The sequence below is a fragment of the Bacillus sp. mrc49 genome (assembly GCF_002803435.1).
In genome coordinates this window covers 1-20132 of the sequence record NZ_PHNG01000762.1, presented here as the reverse complement: position 1 = coordinate 20132, position 20132 = coordinate 1, and the positions used below count along the sequence as shown (strand labels likewise).

General features: G+C 44.7%; 21 protein-coding genes. 17 read left to right on the top strand and 4 right to left on the bottom strand.

Annotated elements, in window-relative coordinates; translation table 11 throughout:
* Positions 1–2 precede the first annotated feature (2 nt).
* From CVN76_RS22685 to tpx, 7 genes are all read left to right on the top strand, one after another.
* The gene (locus CVN76_RS22685; protein WP_100533146.1) at positions 3–1295 is read left to right on the top strand and encodes a four-carbon acid sugar kinase family protein; all 1293 of its coding nucleotides are present in this window, start codon (positions 3–5) and stop codon (positions 1293–1295) included.
* The gene (pdxA, locus tag CVN76_RS22680) at positions 1296–2291 is read left to right on the top strand and encodes a 4-hydroxythreonine-4-phosphate dehydrogenase PdxA (protein ID WP_064466007.1); all 996 of its coding nucleotides are present in this window, start codon (positions 1296–1298) and stop codon (positions 2289–2291) included.
* A 406-nt stretch (positions 2292–2697) separates the two neighbouring features.
* Entirely contained in the window at positions 2698–3699 is a 1002-nt protein-coding gene (sppA, locus tag CVN76_RS22675; protein ID WP_061142250.1) for a signal peptide peptidase SppA, read from the top strand.
* A gap of 12 nt (positions 3700–3711) precedes the next feature.
* Entirely contained in the window at positions 3712–4248 is a 537-nt protein-coding gene (locus CVN76_RS22670; protein WP_100533145.1) for an RDD family protein, read from the top strand.
* A 94-nt stretch (positions 4249–4342) separates the two neighbouring features.
* Complete coding sequence (locus CVN76_RS22665) at positions 4343–5035, top strand: DUF2953 domain-containing protein (protein WP_100533144.1); 693 nt, start codon at positions 4343–4345, stop codon at positions 5033–5035.
* Between the two features lie 14 nt (positions 5036–5049).
* On the top strand, positions 5050–5514 hold the full coding sequence (gene ytfJ, locus CVN76_RS22660) for a GerW family sporulation protein (protein ID WP_061142248.1): 465 nt from the start codon (positions 5050–5052) through the stop codon (positions 5512–5514).
* Positions 5515–5688: 174 nt separating this feature from the next.
* A complete protein-coding gene (gene tpx / locus CVN76_RS22655; protein WP_100533143.1) occupies positions 5689–6189 on the top strand; it encodes a thiol peroxidase in 501 nt (166 codons plus the stop codon).
* A 194-nt stretch (positions 6190–6383) separates the two neighbouring features.
* Here the strand turns inward: tpx and CVN76_RS22650 are convergent, their stop codons facing one another.
* A complete protein-coding gene (locus CVN76_RS22650; protein ID WP_100533142.1) occupies positions 6384–6689 on the bottom strand; it encodes a hypothetical protein in 306 nt (101 codons plus the stop codon).
* Positions 6690–7045: 356 nt separating this feature from the next.
* Here CVN76_RS22650 and CVN76_RS22645 point away from each other — a divergent pair, with 356 nt between their 5' ends.
* The 4 genes from CVN76_RS22645 to CVN76_RS22630 all read left to right on the top strand — a co-directional run bounded on the left by CVN76_RS22645 (position 7046) and on the right by CVN76_RS22630 (position 11003).
* On the top strand, positions 7046–8032 hold the full coding sequence (locus CVN76_RS22645) for a class I SAM-dependent methyltransferase (protein WP_100533141.1): 987 nt from the start codon (positions 7046–7048) through the stop codon (positions 8030–8032).
* A 189-nt stretch (positions 8033–8221) separates the two neighbouring features.
* Complete coding sequence (locus CVN76_RS22640) at positions 8222–9439, top strand: acetate kinase (protein WP_100533140.1); 1218 nt, start codon at positions 8222–8224, stop codon at positions 9437–9439.
* Between the two features lie 212 nt (positions 9440–9651).
* The gene (locus CVN76_RS22635; RefSeq protein WP_100533139.1) at positions 9652–10491 is read left to right on the top strand and encodes an EcsC family protein; all 840 of its coding nucleotides are present in this window, start codon (positions 9652–9654) and stop codon (positions 10489–10491) included.
* On the top strand, positions 10491–11003 hold the full coding sequence (locus CVN76_RS22630) for a MogA/MoaB family molybdenum cofactor biosynthesis protein (protein WP_100533200.1): 513 nt from the start codon (positions 10491–10493) through the stop codon (positions 11001–11003). Before CVN76_RS22635 ends, CVN76_RS22630 begins: the two co-directional genes overlap by 1 nt.
* Before the next feature lie 374 nt (positions 11004–11377).
* On the opposite strand, the gene CVN76_RS22625 is transcribed toward CVN76_RS22630, so the two are convergent.
* On the bottom strand, positions 11378–11692 hold the full coding sequence (locus CVN76_RS22625) for a hypothetical protein (protein WP_100533138.1): 315 nt from the start codon (positions 11690–11692) through the stop codon (positions 11378–11380).
* Between the two features lie 214 nt (positions 11693–11906).
* Here CVN76_RS22625 and CVN76_RS22620 point away from each other — a divergent pair, with 214 nt between their 5' ends.
* Both CVN76_RS22620 and argH read left to right on the top strand, forming a co-directional pair.
* Positions 11907–13112 carry an argininosuccinate synthase gene (locus CVN76_RS22620; protein WP_100533137.1) on the top strand — a complete coding sequence of 402 codons (1206 nt, stop codon included), beginning with the start codon at positions 11907–11909 and terminating at the stop codon, positions 13110–13112.
* Positions 13109–14485, top strand: a complete 1377-nt coding sequence (gene argH, locus CVN76_RS22615) for an argininosuccinate lyase (RefSeq protein WP_100533136.1) — start codon at positions 13109–13111, stop codon at positions 14483–14485. The genes CVN76_RS22620 and argH overlap by 4 nt, the downstream gene beginning before the upstream one ends.
* A gap of 55 nt (positions 14486–14540) precedes the next feature.
* Here the strand turns inward: argH and CVN76_RS22610 are convergent, their stop codons facing one another.
* Positions 14541–14993, bottom strand: coding sequence for a universal stress protein (locus tag CVN76_RS22610; RefSeq protein ID WP_061142238.1), 453 nt, complete (start codon positions 14991–14993; stop codon positions 14541–14543).
* A gap of 211 nt (positions 14994–15204) precedes the next feature.
* Between CVN76_RS22610 and CVN76_RS22605 the strand changes: the two genes are divergently transcribed.
* Positions 15205–15774, top strand: coding sequence for a hypothetical protein (locus CVN76_RS22605; RefSeq protein ID WP_157805763.1), 570 nt, complete (start codon positions 15205–15207; stop codon positions 15772–15774).
* A 78-nt stretch (positions 15775–15852) separates the two neighbouring features.
* Here CVN76_RS22605 and CVN76_RS22600 read toward each other — a convergent pair whose 3' ends face one another.
* The gene (locus CVN76_RS22600) at positions 15853–16950 is read right to left on the bottom strand and encodes a M24 family metallopeptidase (protein WP_100533134.1); all 1098 of its coding nucleotides are present in this window, start codon (positions 16948–16950) and stop codon (positions 15853–15855) included.
* 119 nt (positions 16951–17069) lie between these two features.
* Between CVN76_RS22600 and CVN76_RS22595 the strand changes: the two genes are divergently transcribed.
* From CVN76_RS22595 to CVN76_RS22580, 3 genes are all read left to right on the top strand, one after another.
* Positions 17070–17750 (top strand): metal-dependent hydrolase, encoded by a 681-nt coding sequence (locus CVN76_RS22595; protein ID WP_100533133.1) that lies wholly within the window; start codon positions 17070–17072, stop codon positions 17748–17750.
* Between the two features lie 645 nt (positions 17751–18395).
* Positions 18396–18620, top strand: a complete 225-nt coding sequence (locus tag CVN76_RS22585) for a hypothetical protein (RefSeq protein WP_061142234.1) — start codon at positions 18396–18398, stop codon at positions 18618–18620.
* A gap of 71 nt (positions 18621–18691) precedes the next feature.
* On the top strand, positions 18692–20011 hold the full coding sequence (locus tag CVN76_RS22580; RefSeq protein WP_100533199.1) for a DRTGG domain-containing protein: 1320 nt from the start codon (positions 18692–18694) through the stop codon (positions 20009–20011).
* Positions 20012–20132: the final 121 nt, after the last annotated feature.

Sequence of the window (20132 nt, the reverse complement as noted above, 5' to 3'; positions counted from 1 at the left end):
CTATGAAATTAGCGATCATCGCAGATGATTTGACGGGCGCCAATGATAGCGGAGTTCAATTGGCACGTCATGGACTTAAGACGACCGTTCTTTTTGGAATGGATGAAAAACGTGTACAGGATTATGACGCTGTCGTATTCGATACAGACAGCCGTTCACTAGAAAAGCAAGACGCTTACGATAAAGTCAGGGTAGCGGCAGATTTTTTAAAGCGGTCCGGCTTTTCGACGATATATAAAAAGCTGGACTCGACCATGCGCGGCAATATCGGTGCAGAAATTGACGCCCTATATGACGCCGTTAAGCCGAATTTGGTCATGATCGCTCCGGGGTATCCTAAAAACGGCAGATCGATTCTTGATTCTGTTCACTATTTAAATGGAATACCTCTTGGAGAAACGGAGATTTCCAAGGATCCGAAAACCCCGTTGACCCAATCGTATTTGCCAGAGCTAATCGCTAAACAGACGGCCCGCCCGATAGGTACAATCACCGTTGGGGACCTGGATAAAGGCAAAGAACATGTGAAAAGGAAGCTATCAAGGTTTGCGGCGGATTCGATTCCGTATATCATCATCGATTCTTCCACAGAGCAGCATTTGAAAGACATATTGGAGTATACAAAAGATATCGAGCTTGAACTAACGTGGGCGGGTTCAGCAGGGATCGCCAATTACCTCCCAGACTATTATTCTATTCCAGCCAGGGAATACCAGTTCACGATCCCTCTTGCAACTTCCCCGGTGCTCACTGTGATTGGAAGTGTAAATAAGAATTCACGGCTGCAATTGAAAAAACTGCTAGAACAAACCGAGGTACATGCAATATCCTTCGAGTCCTATAAAGCCATAGCGGATGACAAGGAAAGAACGGAGGAGATTCGACGGGTTTATCAGGAGGCCATCGAAAAGGCAGCAATCGGGAAAGATGTCGTCATCTATTCCACTGCTGAAAAAGCTGATATCGAAAAGGCTTGGGACACTGGAAAATCCAGGGGCCTAACGCATACCCAAATCAGCAACGAGATTGTGAAAGCGATGGGCACGGTATGTTCCGTCCTATTAGAGAAAAAATACTTTAAAGGTGTAACCATGACTGGCGGCGATACTGCCAAGCAAATATGCAATTTATGGGATGTAAAAGGATTCGAATTGCTGGACGAATTGGAAATAGGAGTCCCTATATCCAAGTTCCTGGGTAATGACGCTATATATGTCGTCACGAAAGCGGGCGGATTCGGTTCAGAGGACGTATTTATACATGCCATGAAAAAGTTGAAGGGAGAATATGCTTAAATGAGACCGATTATAGGAATTACCATGGGAGATGCGGCTGGAATTGGCCCGGAAATTATCGTTAAGGCATTAACGCATGCCGAGGTATATCAACAGTGCAGGCCGCTGTTGATTGGAGATGCCAAAATAATTGAGAAGGTAAAGCCCATCGTAGGCTTTACCGGAATCGTGAATGCGATAAAAGATCCTTCTGAGGCAAAGTATGAATTCGGTTCGATAGATGTCCTGGATTTAGACATCATTCCTTCAGACCTCCCGTTCGGAGAGGTGTCGGCTGTAGCGGGAGACGGCGCATTTCAATACTTGGCAAAGGCGATTGACTTGGCGAAGGAGAAGAAGATCCATTCAATTTGTACGGCACCGCTGAATAAAGAGGCGCTCCATAAAGGAGGGCATATGTATCCGGGACATACGGAGATTCTCGCTGACCTTACGGATACGGAAGACTTTTCAATGATGCTGACTACCCCCAACCTGAAGGTCATCCATTTGACGACACATATGGGATTGATTGAAGCCATCGAAAGCATTAATCCTGAGCGAACGTACAAAGTGATCAAACTTGCACATGAAACACTGACGAAGGCTGGATTCCATAATCCAAGCATCGCGGTATGCGGAATAAATCCTCATGCAGGGGAAAATGGTTTATTCGGGAACGGTGAAGAGGAAGAAAAATTAATGCCTGGCATCGAACGGGCACAAAAAGAAGGAATCAATGTAACAGGACCGCTTCCTGCTGATACATTGTTCTTCAGGGCAGGCCGCGGGGATTTTGATATGGTCGTTGCTTGTTATCACGACCAAGGACATGCCCCCATCAAAGTAATGGGGATCGAGGCGGGGGTCAATATTACCGTTGGCCTGAAAGGCGGCATCATCAGAACATCCGTCGATCACGGCACTGCATTCGATATAGCAGGGAAGAACATTGCTGATGAGAAAAGCATGCTTGCGGCGATTCATTCTGCCATTGAATTAGCGCCCAAGGAATGAGAGTAGAAGCTGCCGGAATAGATTCCGGCAGCTTTTTATCTATTATGGACATCCACGCCATAATCATCGGGAGTGCTACTGCGATATGGCCAAAATGACGCCAAACCTGCCTGATCGCATTCAAGTGTACGCGATGTGAGGCCAATCCTTTTCAACAGTCGCCAACCATGGATGAAAAGCAAAAAAAATTTACGGGAGAGTCCAACAAGTTCCCATTGGTATGAGTGGGGATGATAGGAATTTTATATAGAAGGGAAAGAAAAAAAGGCTTGCGAAGGGCGGCTTCCATTTCCAATTAGAGGATTATTTGCTACAATTTTAAATATCTTAGTTTATCATGGAATGAAACATTTTTGGATGCAATTCGTATGGTAAGAAGGATACATATCGTTAAGGGGGAACACAGATGAATGGAAAGCGTTGGGCAGCATTAGGAATTGCAGCCGTTTTATTTTTTGTCTCTATTCTGGTAGGGACGGCTACGACTTTTTTTACAGCTGATACGGAAAGTGTCATTAATGAATTATTCGCTTCCGAAAGCGAATTTTACGAAGAAATCATCGAAGGCGAAGACTACACGAATGTTATTGCCGTATTTGATGTAGAGGGGACGATTCAGGATACAGGAGAAGCATCCTTACTAAGTTCGGCAACATATAATCACCGAGCCTTCATGGATAAGCTGAAGATGGCAGAAGAAAATGATGATATCAAGGGAATTATCCTCCGGGTGAATTCACCTGGAGGCGGTGTCGTCGAAAGTGCAGAGATCTATGACAAGATCCTGGATATTAAAAAAGTGAAAAAACCTGTCTATGTTTCAATGGGGTCAATGGCCGCTTCGGGTGGATATTATATTTCAGCCCCGGCCGATAAGATTTATGCAAGTCCGGAAACGATGACGGGCTCCCTCGGCGTCATCATGCATGGATATAATTATGAGAAGCTGGCCAAGAAATATGGCGTGGAGTTCGAAACGATCAAAAGCGGACCGCACAAGGACATTATGAGTCCGACCAGGGAAATGACGGACGAGGAACGAGATATACTTCAAAACATGATCAATAACTCGTATGATCAATTCGTGAAGGTCATTGCAGACGGACGGGGTATGTCCGAGCAGGAAGTAAGGAAGATTGCCGATGGCCGCATATATGATGGGCGTCAGGCGAAGGAAAACCATTTAATAGATGATTTCGGCCATTTGGATGATGTCATTGCTGCCATGAAAAAGGATATAGGTGAAAAAGATGCTCAAGTCATCCGTTACACGGATGAGGCAGGATTCGGCTCGTTATTCAGTATGGGAGCGCAAAAAATGTTGGGAAATGATGTGGAAACGGCAGTCTTGACAAAAATCCTTTCCTCTTCAAATTCTCCACGCTTAATGTATTTGTATGCGGAATAGGGGGACTGAAGGATGACGGAACGAAATGAAATCAATGAACAAATCGCTTCACCCGATTTATTGGAGAATCAGCATGGACCCGTTCAGTCGGATTCATCACCAGCGGAGGTTACCTTAGATAGGGAACTGAAGGCTGTCTGCTTTGCTGGTTTTTGGATGAGATTTTGGGCGTATTTAGCGGACCTGCTTGTTATAGGAAGCTTGAATCGGATCTTGATTCATCCGATCTTCAAGTTTTATGAAGGGACAGATGATCTGTGGTTTTCCGCAGAGGGCTTCTTGACGGGAATCGTATTCTTCCTGTACTTTGTTTTGATGACCAAGTTCTTGAACCAAACCTTGGGCAAAATGATTTTTGGCCTGAAGGTCGTGGCATTGAAGGAAGAGGCAAAGGTCATTTCCTGGGGAACGGTATTATTCAGGGAACTGATCGGACGCTATATTTCAAAGATGACCTGGATTGGCTATCTCTTGGCAGGACTGCTGCCGAAGAAACAGGCCTTGCACGATGTCTTTGCAGACACAAGTGTGGTCTTGGTAAGAAGATAAGTATTCATGAACCTGCAAGAGCGTTATATTCGCTTTTGCAGGTTTATTTTTTTGGGGATATGCCGATACTGAAAGGCAAAAAGGGTGTGGATGCATGAAGTGGCTTTTGTTGATTGCAGGTTGCCTCATTTTACTGCTGCTTCTTCTTATGTTCACTAAAATAAAGGTGTACATTGACTTAAAGCATGTTCACAAAAATGACCAAATACAAATTAAATTATCAGCTTGGTTTGGACTTTTTCATTATACGATCAAAGTGCCTGTCATTAAAAAGGATGAGGGGTCTGCAGCGATAACAGTAAAGAAAGAACAAGGAATGAAGGAAGAAAGCAAAAAGGAAGAAACGAAAAAAATCACACCAGAAAATTTGCGAGACGGATTTGCTGACCTCCGGACGATGATTGTGCATATAGTCGGATTTCATCGAATCGTCCGCCAGTTCACACGAAAGGTCAAGGTTAAAAAATTCGTGTGGCACAGCAGGGTCGGAACTAAAAATGCCGCACATACCGGTATGCTGACGGGGGCATGCTGGGCGCTTAAGGGGTCCATCATCGGCTTATTGACCTCCTATTTGAATTTTCAAATCATGCCTTCCTATTCGGTTACGCCTGACTTTCAGCGATGGCAGGCCAATACGTTAATTTCCTGCATATTACAATTTAGAATCGGGCAGGCTATGTGGACTGGAATAAAACTGCTTCGTTATTGGAAAGGCAGGAAGGCGAATTTCAAGTCCAGGAATTTAGCGAGGCTATCAGGTGATTCCAATAAACAATCGTTCTAGAGGGAGGAATTTAGATGTCAGATCATCCGATCCAAGGATTAATGAAAGAAGCGATGGAAAATCTGAAAGAAATGGTCGATGTGAACACGATCATCGGCGATCCGGTTGAAACTCCGGATGGAAGTGTCATTTTAACCGTGTCAAAAGTGGGCTTCGGCTTTGCGGCAGGCGGCAGCGAATTCGTGATTGATGGCAATCATCAAGGACAGCAAGGTGAATCCAAACAGCCATTTGGCGGCGGTAGCGGCGGGGGTGTCTCGATAACGCCGATTGCTTTTTTGATCGTCGGTTCCCATGGCGTGAAGATGATTCATCTGGATGAAGGGACGCATCTTCTTGAAAAAATGATGGATTTAGCACCTCAGGTCGTCGATAAAATCCAGTCCATGCTGGCCAAGAAGGACAGTAATCAAAAGCAAGGGGCAAGTCAACCGCCAGCAACGAGATATCAGGAACCTAAACAAGACTTAGATTTCTAAAAGCGACTCGGCATCCGCCGAGTTTTCTTTTTGCAATGATATCGCCTTAGAACGATAACATGCTTGAGTGAATGCCATGGACACTTCCACATTCCCAAATCAATTAATTGCAAAATTTCGGTAAAACAAATATGATTAGGCTTGTACATATAGCACAAAAAGGAGGAATTTTTAATGGCTTCAGTTACATTTAAAAACAACCCGGTCACTTTGGTGGGACAGGAACTAAAAGTTGGGGACAAGGCTCCTGATTTTACTGTATTGGCCAATGATTTATCACCCGTTACATTAAGCGACTCCAAAGGTTCTGTCCGCATTATCAGTGTGGTTCCTTCAGTGGATACAGGTGTATGTGATGCACAAACACGAAAATTCAATGAAGAAGCGGCAAAATTGGACAATGTGAAAGTATTGACGATTAGCAACGATCTTCCTTTCGCACAAAAACGCTGGTGCGCTGCGAGCGGATTGGATAATGTTCAAGTTCTTTCCGATCACCGTGACCTTTCCTTCGGTGAAGCGTATGGTGTTGTCATGCAAGAACTACGTCTTCTGGCACGCTCTGTATTCGTCGTGAACAGTTCTGATGAAATCACTTATGTGGAATATGTGAGCGAGGGTACGAACCATCCAAATTACGAAGGTGCAATCGAAGCGGCCAAAGCGTCAAAATAAGCTGTGCAAACAAAAAAATCGGGCACAATGGGCCCGGTTTTTTTTGTTTGCATGTTGATTTTCTTTTGTTGATCAACAGCTTAGTTGAAGTGGACAACAGCCTTTTTAGGCCCTGATTTTTCAATGTGAATGCAGTTAGAATCATCTTTACGTGTTCTGTTATACCGTTTTTTAGGTTCAATATGCCGATTCAGTTAGTCTGAATTCTCACCATTCAATGGTAAAACGATCTTACCGTACCACTCTTGACCATTAGGTGTACCGATTTTTATATCAACTTCATTAGGCCAAGACGGCATTTGCCTTGGGTAATGCCCCCCTGCTTGTTGCCCTGCCCGATATCCATCTCTATACCCTTGTCGATACCCTTGTCGATATCCTTGCCGAAACCCTTGTTGAAACCCTTGTTGTTGCCTGTTGAATTCATCTGCTGATTGTATATCATGTTGCTGATTTATCGGATTAACCGGCCCATGATAGTATTGATTTTGATTATCCATATAATCACCACCTCATGTATAGTACTCTGTTTGGGCATACATTGAGCCTTTCCCAGTAATAAAAAATATTGGGCAAATTTTTGGAGCTGTTAGTAAATGGAAATATAAAGCTTGTTTTCACTCAGAGCGGAATGAAACGGGTGTGCGGGACTCCTGTGGAAAAATAAGCGAACGCCTGCAGTGCAATGGAACGATCAAAGTCCCATTCAGGACAATCAAAACCCCTTCTTCGTGTTCGTTCGGGGTGGAAAGCAACGTTCGAATTAAAACCAAGGATGATTGCTAGGGTCTCCGGCTTGTATCTCCTTCTTCTTACCTTTAAAATAGGGACAGAAGCAAACAGGAGGAATTAACAAGTGAAGTCTACCCCAGTTGAACAATTATTTAATGAATTCAATGAAACAGCCCAGATATTGCAAGGTGAATTATCATGTACGTATCTTGATGCCCTAGGTGAAACGGGCGAGAATTTCTTCCAAGGGAAAGTCCTGCAGGAGGGATTGAGTGAAGTATCGAAGAAAAGGTTAATGAAGCATTATGCCGACTTTTCACCTGAAAAATATGAAAAGGAAGCCATTCGTAAAGCGTATCAGCTTGCTATATTAAAGGGCATGCAGCAGAGCGTGCAACCGAATCATCAAATGACCCCTGATGCAGTCGGCATGTTCGTCAGTTATTTAGTCGGTAAATTCACCAAGGATCAAAAAGAGCTGATCATGCTTGACCCCGCCGTTGGAACAGGGAATTTGTTATTTGCGATCTTGAATCAATTGCCTGATAAAAACATCGCTTCATATGGCGTCGAGATTGATGAAACGTTGATCAAGCTAGCGTATGCAGGTGCCAACCTGCAAGAACACCCGCTTGAATTCTTCAATCAGGACAGCTTGGAACCGCTTTTCATCGATCCTTCCGATGTCGTCGTCAGCGATTTGCCGATTGGTTACTACCCGAACGATATACGGGCGTCCGACTATGAATTGAAGGCGGGAGAGGGACATTCATATGCCCACCATTTGTTTATCGAGCAGAGCGTTAAACATGTGAAGGATGGGGGACATCTTTTCTTCATCGTCCCGAATAACTTGTTCGTGTCGGAAGAAGCGCCGAAACTCAATGACTTCCTGAAAAAACATACCCATATCCAAGGAATGGTGCAATTGCCTCTTTCCATGTTTAAAAATGAAACGGCAGCGAAAAGCATCCTGATCCTTCAAAAGAAAAAAGAAGGTATCGAAGCGCCGAAGAAGGCATTGCTCGTACAACTTCCGAAGCTTTCGGATTTCGAAGCGACAAGTTCTGTCATGCAGCAGATGGATGATTGGTTTAAATTGGAAAAATAATAAATGAAAGCTGATGCATTTCGCATTGGCTTTCATTTTTTTTGTATATCCTACGTTGGTTATTTTTTACCTCCCCTTTTTATTTGGTAGTATGCACCTGCCATGATAAGATTGTACTATATACTGCATTTTTCTTTTTAGGGAACCATAAGAAAATGTAGACTAGCTTAGAGTAAAGGAGCAGGAAGGATGTCAAAAATCATTGCAATAAATGCAGGCAGCTCTTCATTGAAATTTCAGCTTTTTGAGATGCCTGATGAACAAGTAATTACAAAAGGTCTCGTGGAAAGGATTGGCTTGAAAAACTCCACTTTTACTTTGAGTGTCGATGGCGAAAATGTTTCTGAAACAATCGATATACCCAATCATGAAGTGGCTGTAGGGATATTGTTGGAAAAGCTGATCCACCACCGCATCATTGACTCCTTTGAAGAAATAGATGGCGTTGGACATCGTGTGGTGCATGGCGGTGAGGTGTTCAGTGATTCGGTCCTGATCACCGAGGAAGTAATCAAGGAAATCGATCGGCTATCAGAGTTGGCACCACTCCATAACCCTGCCAATAGCACGGGAATCAAAGCCTTCAGGCAAATATTAGGCGATGTTCCTGCTGTTGCGGTATTCGATACGGCCTTCCACCAGACGATGCCTGCAAGTTCATATATGTATAGCTTGCCCTTTGAATATTATGAAGACTATGGAATAAGGAAGTACGGGTTCCATGGGACTTCCCATAAATATGTTTCCCAACGGGCCGCAAAAATGATCGGCCGCCCGCTCGAACAGCTTCGCTTGATATCCTGCCATCTAGGGAACGGTGCCAGCATTACGGCCATAAAAGGCGGCAAGTCGATGGATACATCGATGGGCTTCACACCATTGGCAGGTGTGACAATGGGGACACGTTCAGGTAATATCGACCCTGCGCTGATTCCGTATATTATGGAAAAAACAGGTAAGACAGCTGATGAAGTGCTGGATGTCTTGAATCAGCAAAGCGGCATGTTGGCCCTTTCCGGTTTTTCCAGCGACCTGCGCGATATCCAAGTCGAAGCGGACAAAGGCAATGAAAGAGCCAAACTGGCCCTTGAAGTGTTTGCAGGCAGGATTCACAAATATATCGGGTCCTATTCAGCAAAAATGGGTGGAGTGGATGGCATCATTTTCACAGCCGGCATCGGTGAAAACAGTCAGGCCATTAGAGCGCGGATTTTGGAGGGGCTTGAATTCATGGGCGTTTACTGGGATAGAGACTTTAATCGTACCTCTTCAGGTAAGGAAGCGTTCATCAATTCACCGTATTCACCAGTGAAAGTGATGGTCATCCCGACCAATGAAGAAATCATGATCGTCAGGGATACGATGAAGGTTGCTTTACACGGCAAAGCCGAAAACATGTCTTCCTGATTTTCTGATAAGAGGTTCCCTTGCCATTCTTTCCGGTAAGGGAATCTTTTTTTCTATCTCGATGAACCAGAAGATATATTGATCCCGCTGTTTTCCCCCTGCACCACCCCCGTAAAATGCGGGACGAACCATCCTCCCATTCTTGAAAAACCGTCGTATATGGTATACTTAAGGGAGAATCCACCAATTTTAGTACATAGGAGGCTTGATGCATGGAATTCACCAATCGGGAACTGAAAGTTTGGAATGAAATTAATGAATGGCAAGAAAATCTTTATCAATATGAGCCGACGGATCTTGCTGCATTGTATGATAAATGGCTGGAGCAGGGGTTTTCACTGCTGCCTGAAAACGTTCAGCAACAGTTTTTTGATAAGCTTGATACATGGCTTTTTCATTTGCATGCCATGGTACAGAGCTCACAAATTCAAATAGATGCAAGGGAGCGGATTCTGGCATCGGCACGCGTTTTCAATGAGGAAATCGAAACGCTTGGTGACATGAATCTCTTATCGATTGACCAGTTGAATTACATAGCGAACCAGCATATTGCCAAGCATCGTTTATACTCCTTTGCACAAGGGGGGATAAGTGGATCAGGAGGCCTGCTTTTACTTGGGAGTGATCTACCGGCCATGACGGTCATCAATATCCGGACCGTGCAGCTGATCGCCATGTCCTATGGCTTCGAGGTGAATACTCCCTTCGAAATGATGGTCGCACTTAAGGTTTTCAATGCAGGGGCGATGCCAAAGAGACTCCAGGGAATAGCATGGGAAGAATTGATCCATGAAATCCAAACTGCAGAAGATGATTATTTTTACTTGGGAATTGAAGAGCTGACAAATCCGACTTGGATGGAACAGCCATTGAAGCAGTTGTTGAAGGCGTTATCGATCACGGTTTTCCGTCAAAAACTGGTTCGGGGCATTCCGTTCATCAGCATCGCCATCGGGGCAGGAGCGAATTACCAAATGACCCGGAGTGTCAGTGAATTTGCCCAGAAGTTTTATCAATATCGTTATTTACTGGAGAAGAAGGCTGATGGATGATGAGCGTCAATACTCATAAAGAAGCGATTAAAGAGGCCATTCGCTGCATGGTGATAACCGTTAGCGATACGCGCAATGAAGAAACGGATAAAAGCGGCGCACTGATGATGGAATTATTGAAAGCGAATGGGCATGAAGTGACAAAGTACGAAATTGTAAAAGATGAAAAAGATGTGATACAAGCAACGGTTACAGCCGCATGTCGAAGCGGCAAGGTCGACGTCATCTTGACGAACGGCGGCACGGGAATCGCCAAAAGGGATGTAACGATCGAGGCGGTCAAAGAATTGATGTCCAAGGAAATTCCCGGTTTCGGCGAGCTTTTCCGTATGCTCAGCTATCAGGAGGACATCGGGTCGGCAGCGCTATTATCGAGGGCCGTTGCCGGAATCGTGCACGATAAAGCGGTTTTTTCGACACCTGGCTCATCAGGTGCGGTGCGGCTTGCGATGAATAAATTGATTCTTCCGGAATTGGGGCATGTCGTCGGTGAACTCAGGAAAGATCTATAAAAAATTCCTATGAAATGTATCCCCTTTGTAAAGGGAGCTTTAACAAAAACTAGGAAACTTGAAGGAGATGCGGTCTGTACTTTGCAGGCGGCATCTTTTTTAGATTTCTCGTCCCTTTCCTGGCTTTTCACATCGCGCCTGAAGCGGAGTGGACCGGTCTAAGTGCAAATCCTCCAAAGCTGTTGGCAAACGGAATTCTATCTTCGTATGGATGCATGTCGGAAGCGAGTTGTCTGTACTATTTTATAAGTTCGATCCAAAGAGTGTTTTCTTATTATAAAAACAAAAGTACCCTACAGGATGGACTTTTTTTAAAAGTGTCTATCCTGTAGGGTACTTCATTATCCTGTCCCCTTTTTTGCATAGATAAGCCCCTAATTATGCATCTTCTCACTAACGCCTTGATTGGCACGGTACCAAAGCCATAAGTCATTGATGATGGAGGCCAGGTCGGCAATTTCGGAATTGAGCTGGCAGGATGAGGCGAAATCACTCTCATCGGAGAGCTGGTTCTGCTTCCGGTTAATGGTTGTTTCCAGTTCCTTGATCCGGTCAGGGATGCTCCCGCGGATATTTTCCCAGTGCACGAGTATTTGCTGCTGCTCGCCTTTCGTATATTCATCCCATTCCAAGTTCAAATCAGGAGTGTCGATGCCGAGCCGTTCATCATAAGTAAATAACTCTTTCATATTCCCTCCACTTTTAAGTTTTTCATACTCTTAGTTTACTATATTCCACCGGATGCATCCAATGTATGATGGGCTCGATAATTGGAACGGAATTTTTAGCTGAATCTTCAAAATACCCCTTGTATTCCTTTTGTAAAAATGATAAAGTACTAATCATAGAATGAATAAAAATAACAATGTATGAATTTTTATTCACACGAAAGGGACGATGAAAATGGCAAATCAAAAAGTTGTTTTAGCATATTCCGGAGGTTTGGATACTTCCGTTGCAATTAAATGGTTACAAGATCAAGGATATGAAGTGGTGGCATGCTGCTTGGATGTCGGTGAAGGCAAAGACCTCGACTTCATTAAGGAAAAAGCGATTACGGTTGGTGCCGTCAGTTCATATGTGATTGATGCAAAAGATGAATTTGCGGATGAATTCGCTTTAACGGCCCTTCAGGCACACACGTTGTATGAAGGGAAATATCCATTGGTGTCAGCTCTATCGCGTCCGCTTATCGCGAAGAAATTAGTGGAAGTGGCTGAAGCAGAAAATGCAGTGGCTGTTGCGCACGGTTGTACGGGAAAAGGAAATGACCAAGTGCGTTTCGAAGTCTCCATTTCAGCTTTGAATCCTAATTTAGAAGTTCTTGCACCTGTACGTGACTGGAAATGGTCTCGTGAAGAAGAGATCGAATATGCAGCGAAAAATGGAATTCCGGTACCGATCGGCTTGGCAAGCCCATTCTCGATCGATCAAAACCTTTGGGGAAGAAGCAACGAATGCGGAATCCTGGAGGACCCATGGGCAGCTCCTCCGGAAGAGGCTTATGATCTGACTGCAAGCCTTGAAAACACGCCGGATACGGCTGACATCATTGAAATTGGATTTGAACAAGGTGTGCCGGTCACGATGAATAACAAACATTATAAACTGGCTGACTTGATTGTTGAGCTGAATGAAATCGCCGGCAAGCATGGAGTCGGTCGTATCGACCATGTGGAAAATAGATTGGTAGGAATCAAGTCCCGTGAAGTCTATGAAGCTCCTGGTGCGATGACACTGATTGCTGCCCATAAAGAGCTAGAGGACATTACGCTTGTAAAAGAGCTGGCTCACTTCAAACCTGTGATCGAAAAGAAAATGACGGAATTGATTTATGAAGGACTTTGGTTCTCGCCCCTTCAAAAAGCATTGGCCGCTTTCTTGAAAGAAACACAAGTGAACGTAACCGGAACTGTTCGTGTGAAACTATTTAAAGGTCACGCGATCGTTGAAGGCAGAAAATCGGAATACTCTCTCTATGATGAGAAATTGGCCACTTATACAAAGGCCGATGAATTCGATCATGATGCAGCAGTTGGATTCATTAAGCTATGGGGACTTCCAACGAAAGTGAACAGCATGGTCAATAAAAAGAAGGTGACAGTGTGAGCAGCAAGCTTTGGGGAGGAAGATTCACGAAATCTGCAGAGGAATGGGTAGACGAATTCGGAGCTTCCATTTCCTTTGATCAGGAACTTGTCCTCGAAGACATTCAAGGAAGCCTAGCTCATGTCACGATGCTAAAGCAATGCGGCATCCTGCCTGAAGAAGATGCAGATCAGATTATTGCCGGGCTGAAAACCTTGCAGGGAAAAGCGGAAAAGGGAGAATTGACTTTTAAGGTTGAGATGGAGGATATCCATCTTAACCTGGAAAGCATGCTGATAAGTGAAATCGGTCCAGTGGGCGGTAAGCTCCATACCGGCAGAAGCCGTAATGACCAGGTTGCCACAGATCTTCATTTATATATGCGGAATCAAACGGATGTTATTCTTCAACTCATCAATGATCTTCAGGAAGCGATTTTGGGACAGGCAAAGGAAAATGTCGAAACACTCATTCCAGGTTATACTCATTTGCAACGGGCACAGCCCATTTCATTTGCCCACCATTTAATGGCCTATTTTTGGATGCTTGAGCGTGATAAAGAGCGTTTTTCCGAAAGCTACAAAAGAATCAACATGTCACCATTGGGAGCTGGCGCATTGGCCGGGACGACATTCCCGATTGACCGTGCCCTCAGTGCAGAGCTCTTGGGGTTCGATGGAATATATGAAAATAGCCTTGATGCGGTAAGCGATCGTGACTTTGCCATTGAGTTCATGAGCAATAGCGCGACGATGATGATGCATTTATCGCGTTTCAGTGAAGAAATCATCCTTTGGTCAAGCCAGGAATTTCAATTCGTTGAATTGGACGATGCTTTTTCAACGGGAAGCAGCATCATGCCGCAGAAGAAGAACCCGGATATGGCTGAGTTGATCCGTGGGAAAACCGGACGTGTTTATGGGAATTTAACGGGGTTATTGACCGTTTTGAAAGGACTCCCTCTTGCGTATAACAAGGATATGCAAGAAGATAAAGAAGGCGTTTTCGATACGGTTAAAACCATTGTAGGTTCACTCAAGATTTTTGCCGGCATGATTTCAACCATGAACGTGAAAAAGGACATCATGGAGAACGCGACAAGGAATGATTTCTCGAATGCGACGGAGTTGGCTGACTATCTAGCTGCAAAGGGAATGCCCTTCCGCGAGGCGCATGAGGTTGTCGGGAAACTGGTATTGCAGTGTGTGCAGAAGGGCTGTTATCTGGTCGACCTAAGCATCGGGCAATTCCAGGAAGCATCCGAGCTGTTCGACCATGATATATACGAGGCCTTAAATCCTTTTGAAGCTGTCAAACGCCGTAATAGTGCGGGCGGTACTGGTTTTGCTCAAGTGCAGCTTGCCATTGAAAAAGCGGAGAAGCTAGTAAGGTAATAACAGCAAAAAAAAAGCTCATTCACCGGAAATGTGAACGAGCTTTTTTTGCTGATTATTTATCAGTATTCGTACGCACGACGATTACATCGCAGCTGGAATGGCGAACGATGCCCTCTGACACGCTGCCGATCAGGAAGCGTTCGACGGCATTAAGGCCAGTTGCACCGCAAACGATTAAATCGATTGAATGTTTTTTCGCTAAATCTTTTGGGATTTGTACCTTTGGTGACCCATATGCCACTTCAGTTTGGACGTGTACGATTCCGGATGCCACTGCTTCCATTTTGTACTTTTCCAATAGCTCATTGGCAAAGGCATCAGAACGTTCACGGAGGGTCATATCATAAGCTTCGATTGTAGGGAAATTCCTTGTATCAACGATGTGTGTCAGCACAAGCGTGGCGTCACTGAGTTTCGCCAAATAGATGGCCTTTTTTAATGCCCACTCCGCTTCTTCCGAACCATCCACCGCTACGAGAATATTTTTATAATCTATACTATTCATAGTGAATCTCCTCCTTCTATTTCATTCCTATTATACTATGGTTTTCCTGTTGGATATTATTTCAATTATAACAAATTAGCGAATGTTTTAGCCAATGAGCGAAGAAACCGTAATCAGCCACAATAAAAGAGATTGATTCCTTATATCTTTTATGTCTTTACGCTATTTGTTTATTTATGGTAATCTGATGAGCGGGAGGGGTGTTTTTTCCTTGAGACTGTCAAGAATGGTGAATCTGGCCTTTTATTTATATGTACTCGTGTTTATGCTAATCTATTTCATTGCGATCATATACATTAATATCGCAAGGGTATCTATCAGTGCCGCAAGCGTGGCTGCCTTGCTTCTTCCATTTGCACCTTTGCTAGTGGTTCAGGGGATATCCTTGAAATATACTGATAGACATGAAAACAAGGAAAGGAAAACGATATTCAAAATCATAACAAGTGTCGGCTTTCTTCTTTTGCTTGCTTGCCTGTTCCTTTTGGGAGTGAACGAATCTAAATCCCGTTTCAGCACTGATAGGTGGCTGAAGGATCATGAAGAAAGAACCGATATGGTCGATGATTTATTGACGGAACGTCGGCTCATCGGAAAGACGGAAAAAGAAGTAATCGCTCTTTTAGGTCCGCCGACAGATACCGAATATTTTTCAGCGGAAGATGCGATCGTTTATTATCTTGGAGCCGAAAGGGGCTTCATAAGTATAGATAGTGAGTGGCTGCTCCTTTGGTATGACGAAAGTGATAAGGTCGTTAAGCATGAAGTATGGACCGATTAGTCATGAAATTGGATCGTGAATGAAAAGCAAAACCCCCATCTCGACTGAGATTGGGGGTTCCTGGGGTTGGTCACCCCATCACTTGATGATTTGCAAGCTCTTCGGATATTTGGTCAGGACTTCACAGCCTGTTTCGGTGATCAAAAGATCATCCTCGATCCTGACGCCAGCAACATTTGGAACATAGATACCCGGTTCGATCGTATAAACCATACCGGATTGAAGCTCGAGTGAATTGGTTTCGGTCAAGGACGGGTATTCATGGACGCTGATCCCAAGTCCGTGGCCAAGTCTGTGCGGGAAGAAATCGCCATATCCTTTATCGCGGATGATGTTTCTGGCTATCAAGTCAACCGCTGAGCAGGAAACGCCTGGCTTACTGGCTGCTACGGCAGCTTCCTGTGCAATGCGGACCGTTTCATATATCTCTGCCTGTTTATCATTGATGTCACCGTAAGCGACGGTCCTGGTGATGTCAGAGCAGTATCCCTCATGAACGACGCCTAAGTCGAAGAGAACAAGGTCTCCGCGCTGAACCTTCGTATTTCCAGGTGTACCATGAGGCGAGGCACCATTTTTACCCGTCAGTACCATCGTGGAGAATGACATTTGGCTGACCCCGGCCTTTTTCAATTCGTATTCGATCGCTGCAAGGATTTCCATTTCCGTTTTACCTTCATGGATTTCGCTGACACCCACTTCAATCGCGAAGTCGGCAAGTCGGCAGGCTTCCCGGATTTTGACCATTTCATCATCCGATTTGATCATTCGCATCTTTTGCAGTTTTTCTTCTGCCGGAACGAGCTTTGGTGCTCCGAAGTGATGCTGGATGTGCTCGTAGCGCTCCACATTCATATGTTCTTTTTCAATCGCCATTTTATGGATGGTCAGTCCGCGGTCCGTCACGGCTTGCTTCACTTTTTCCCATGGGTTTTCAATATCGGTATATCCGATGATATCCCCAGCCCATCCAGCTTGTTTCGCATCGGGAACCTCCATTTGCGGACAGACGAGGAATGGGTCGGCATCTGCAAAAATGGCAAGTGCAAGCAGTCTTTCATGGGGATCACTAAAAAATCCGCTTAAATAGAAGATGCTCTCGGTGGATGTAAGAAAAGCGGCTTCCACCTCATTGGTCTGAAGCCAATTTTGTAATTCTGTCAAACGTTCATTCATGACGATACCTCCATTAATAAGATATAATTACCTTAGCAATATTTAAAAGCATAGTAAATGGGAAAGTCTCAAGAAATCTATTGAATCAAAATTATTGGGTATGGAAGGGAGCATCATAAATGAAAGTATCTTTTCATGGACATGCAGTTGTAAAAGTCGAAACGAATGGTAAGACGATCATATTCGACCCGTTCATCAACGGAAATGCACTAACCGATTTGAAGGTTGACGATGTCAAACCGGATGTGATCATCCTGACTCATGGACATAATGACCACGTAGGGGACACGGTTGAATTGGCCAAGAAACATGATGCACTCGTCATTGGCATTGCAGAGCTTGCCGGTTACTTTGGTGCACAAGGTGTCAAGACTCATGGCATGAGCATTGGCGGAGCTTTTGAGTTCGAATTTGGAAAAGTGAAGCTGACACCAGCCTTTCATGGTACGGGCTTCAATGCAGAAGATGGACAGATCATCTATTTAGGCATGCCAGCAGGTGTGTTACTGACGATAGAAGGAAAAACGATCTATCATGCCGGAGATACATCGGTATATTCCGATATGAAATTGATCGGGGAACGTCATCCGATTGACCTGGCCTTTTTGCCGATCGGCGACAATTACACCATGGGTCCGGAAGATGCGGCGCTGGCAGCGAAATTCCTTCAAGCCAAGCAAGTCGTGCCGATCCATTACAATACCTTCCCTGTCATCAAGCAGGATCCCAACCGATTCCTTGACCTGCTTGAAGAGGGAAATGGATTTATCATGGAACCTGGAGATGAAATTGACCTATAAAGAGAAGAGCGGTAGCCTTTAGGAGCTTCTGCAAAAATGCAGCCAAACTCGATAATAATGGAGTTTGGCTGCATTTTTTTATTATTGCTTTTTTCTTTGATCCTGCGGGCTTGAACGTTCCAATCCACTCCAACATTAAAAAGAAATCCTTGAGCCTGCAGTATTAATGAGGTGGAGTAGGCTGGTGTTGAATGCAGGCCGAAAAAAAGTGGAAGTAGGTTGAATTAAGTTGAGTGCAGGCCGAAAAAAAGTGGAAGTAGGTCGAATTAAGTTGAGTGCAGGCCGAAAAAAAGTGGAAGTAGGTCGAATTAAGCTGGGTGCAGGCCGAAAAAAAGTGAATGTAGGCCGAATTAAGATGAGTGCAGGCCGAAAAAAAGAATGCATAGGTCGTGCTTTGCGCCTTCGGTGTCTCACGCAGACTCGCATTTCCCTCACGAGTGTCACTCCTGCGGTTCCACCCTCTTTTGCGTGAGAACGAAGAAATCCTCGTAAAGTCTCGTGTAACATTAAATCCACGTTATTGCGCTTCATTTTATAGGGTGCGCGATATATGGACATATAGACAAGTTAATCTCGTTCATGCAGGTCAGTCTTTTTTTCCTTCGCAGGCATAAAATGAATAGATGGCAAAGAAGGGGGGATTGGATGAAGCAGAGGTTGTTGTTGTGTTTGCTTTTATGCGGAGTGATGCTCTATTATGCCGTGCCGCGGTTGTCGTTGGAAAGCGGCGGGCTGGAGGGCTTGTTTGCCGGATCTTGGCTGTTGTTCGCATTGCTGGCTGTGGCCGGGAACTTGACGGGCATTCTATATTCACCTAAAAAGCACAAGCGGAAACGGGAGGTAGAATACAAAAGGCTGCGCCAATATTAGTAGTTGTTTGATAAACTGGGCTCTTTGACCTTATAATGGGGAATAGGAATACCGTGAAAAGGGTGAAGCGCTTGGCTACAAAGCATGAACAAATATTAAAGCATATCGATGGGCTTCCAGTTGGCGAGAAGATTTCCGTCCGCCAAATTGCGAAAGCATTGAATGTTAGTGAAGGAACGGCGTATCGGGCCATTAAAGAGGCAGAGAATCAGGGCTTTGTGAGCTCGATTGAGCGAGTAGGCACGATTCGTATCGAGAAAAAGAAAAAAGAGAATATTGAAAAGCTCACTTTTGCCGAGGTGGTTAATATTGTGGACGGACAAGTTCTGGGCGGCAAAACGGGACTTCATAAAACCTTGAATAAATTCGTCATTGGGGCAATGAAGCTGGATGCGATGATGAGATATACAGGCGCAGGAAATCTGCTGATCGTCGGAAACCGTACACAGGCCCATGAGCATGCGCTAAAAGCGGGAGCGGCGGTGCTCATTACCGGAGGCTTCGATACGGAAGAGCCGGTTAAAAGGTTAGCTGATGAATTGGAAATGCCCGTCATTTCCACGAGCTATGATACCTTCACTGTCGCAACGATGATCAACCGGGCGATTTATGACCAGTTGATCAAAAAGGAAATCTTGCTTGTGGAGGATATCTTGACACCGGTTCAGGAGACGACTTTTTTGACGATCGGTGACAGGGTTCAGACATGGCACGAACTCAATCAGGAGTCAGGGCATAGCCGTTTCCCTGTTGTTGATGACAATATGAAGGTCCAAGGAATGGTCACTTCAAAAGATATCATCGGTCAGGAGGAGTTGACACTCATCGAAAAGGTGATGACGAAAAATCCGTTGACCGTCGGTGATAAAACGAGTGTGGCCTCTTCTGCGCATATGATGGTTTGGGAAGGGATTGAATTGATTCCGGTCGTGAATGACAGTCATATCCTCAAAGGAATCGTGAGCAGGCAGGATGTGCTGAAGGCGCTGCAAATGAGCCAAAGGCAGCCGCAGGTTGGCGAGACGATCGATGATACGATTACGAGTCAGCTTGTGATGACTTCGAACCGGGGGAAAGGTGAGGAAGTGTATAACTATGGCGTCACTCCGCAAATGACCAATTACCTTGGGACGATTTCGAGCGGGGTGTTCACGACATTGGTTACGGATTCAGCGAACCGGGCACTGAGAAGCTACAAGCGGGGTGACTTGGTCGTGGAGAATATGACGATTTATTTCATCAAGCCAGTCCAAATCGACAGTACGCTTGAAATTCACCCGCGTGTTCTTGACGTAGGGCGTAAATTCGGAAAAGTGGATGTCGAGGTGTTTAACCAAGGTAAACTTGTCGGGAAGGCAATGTTAACGTGCCAATTGCTGGACAGATCGTGAAAAATGAATCAAAAAGGATAATCGAAGGTCGATTATCCTTTTTGATTTGCGGCTTCTTCAATCGCATATGGCAGGTAATATTTATACATTTTATAGCCTCCAAAAATGCTGAACAGGCCGA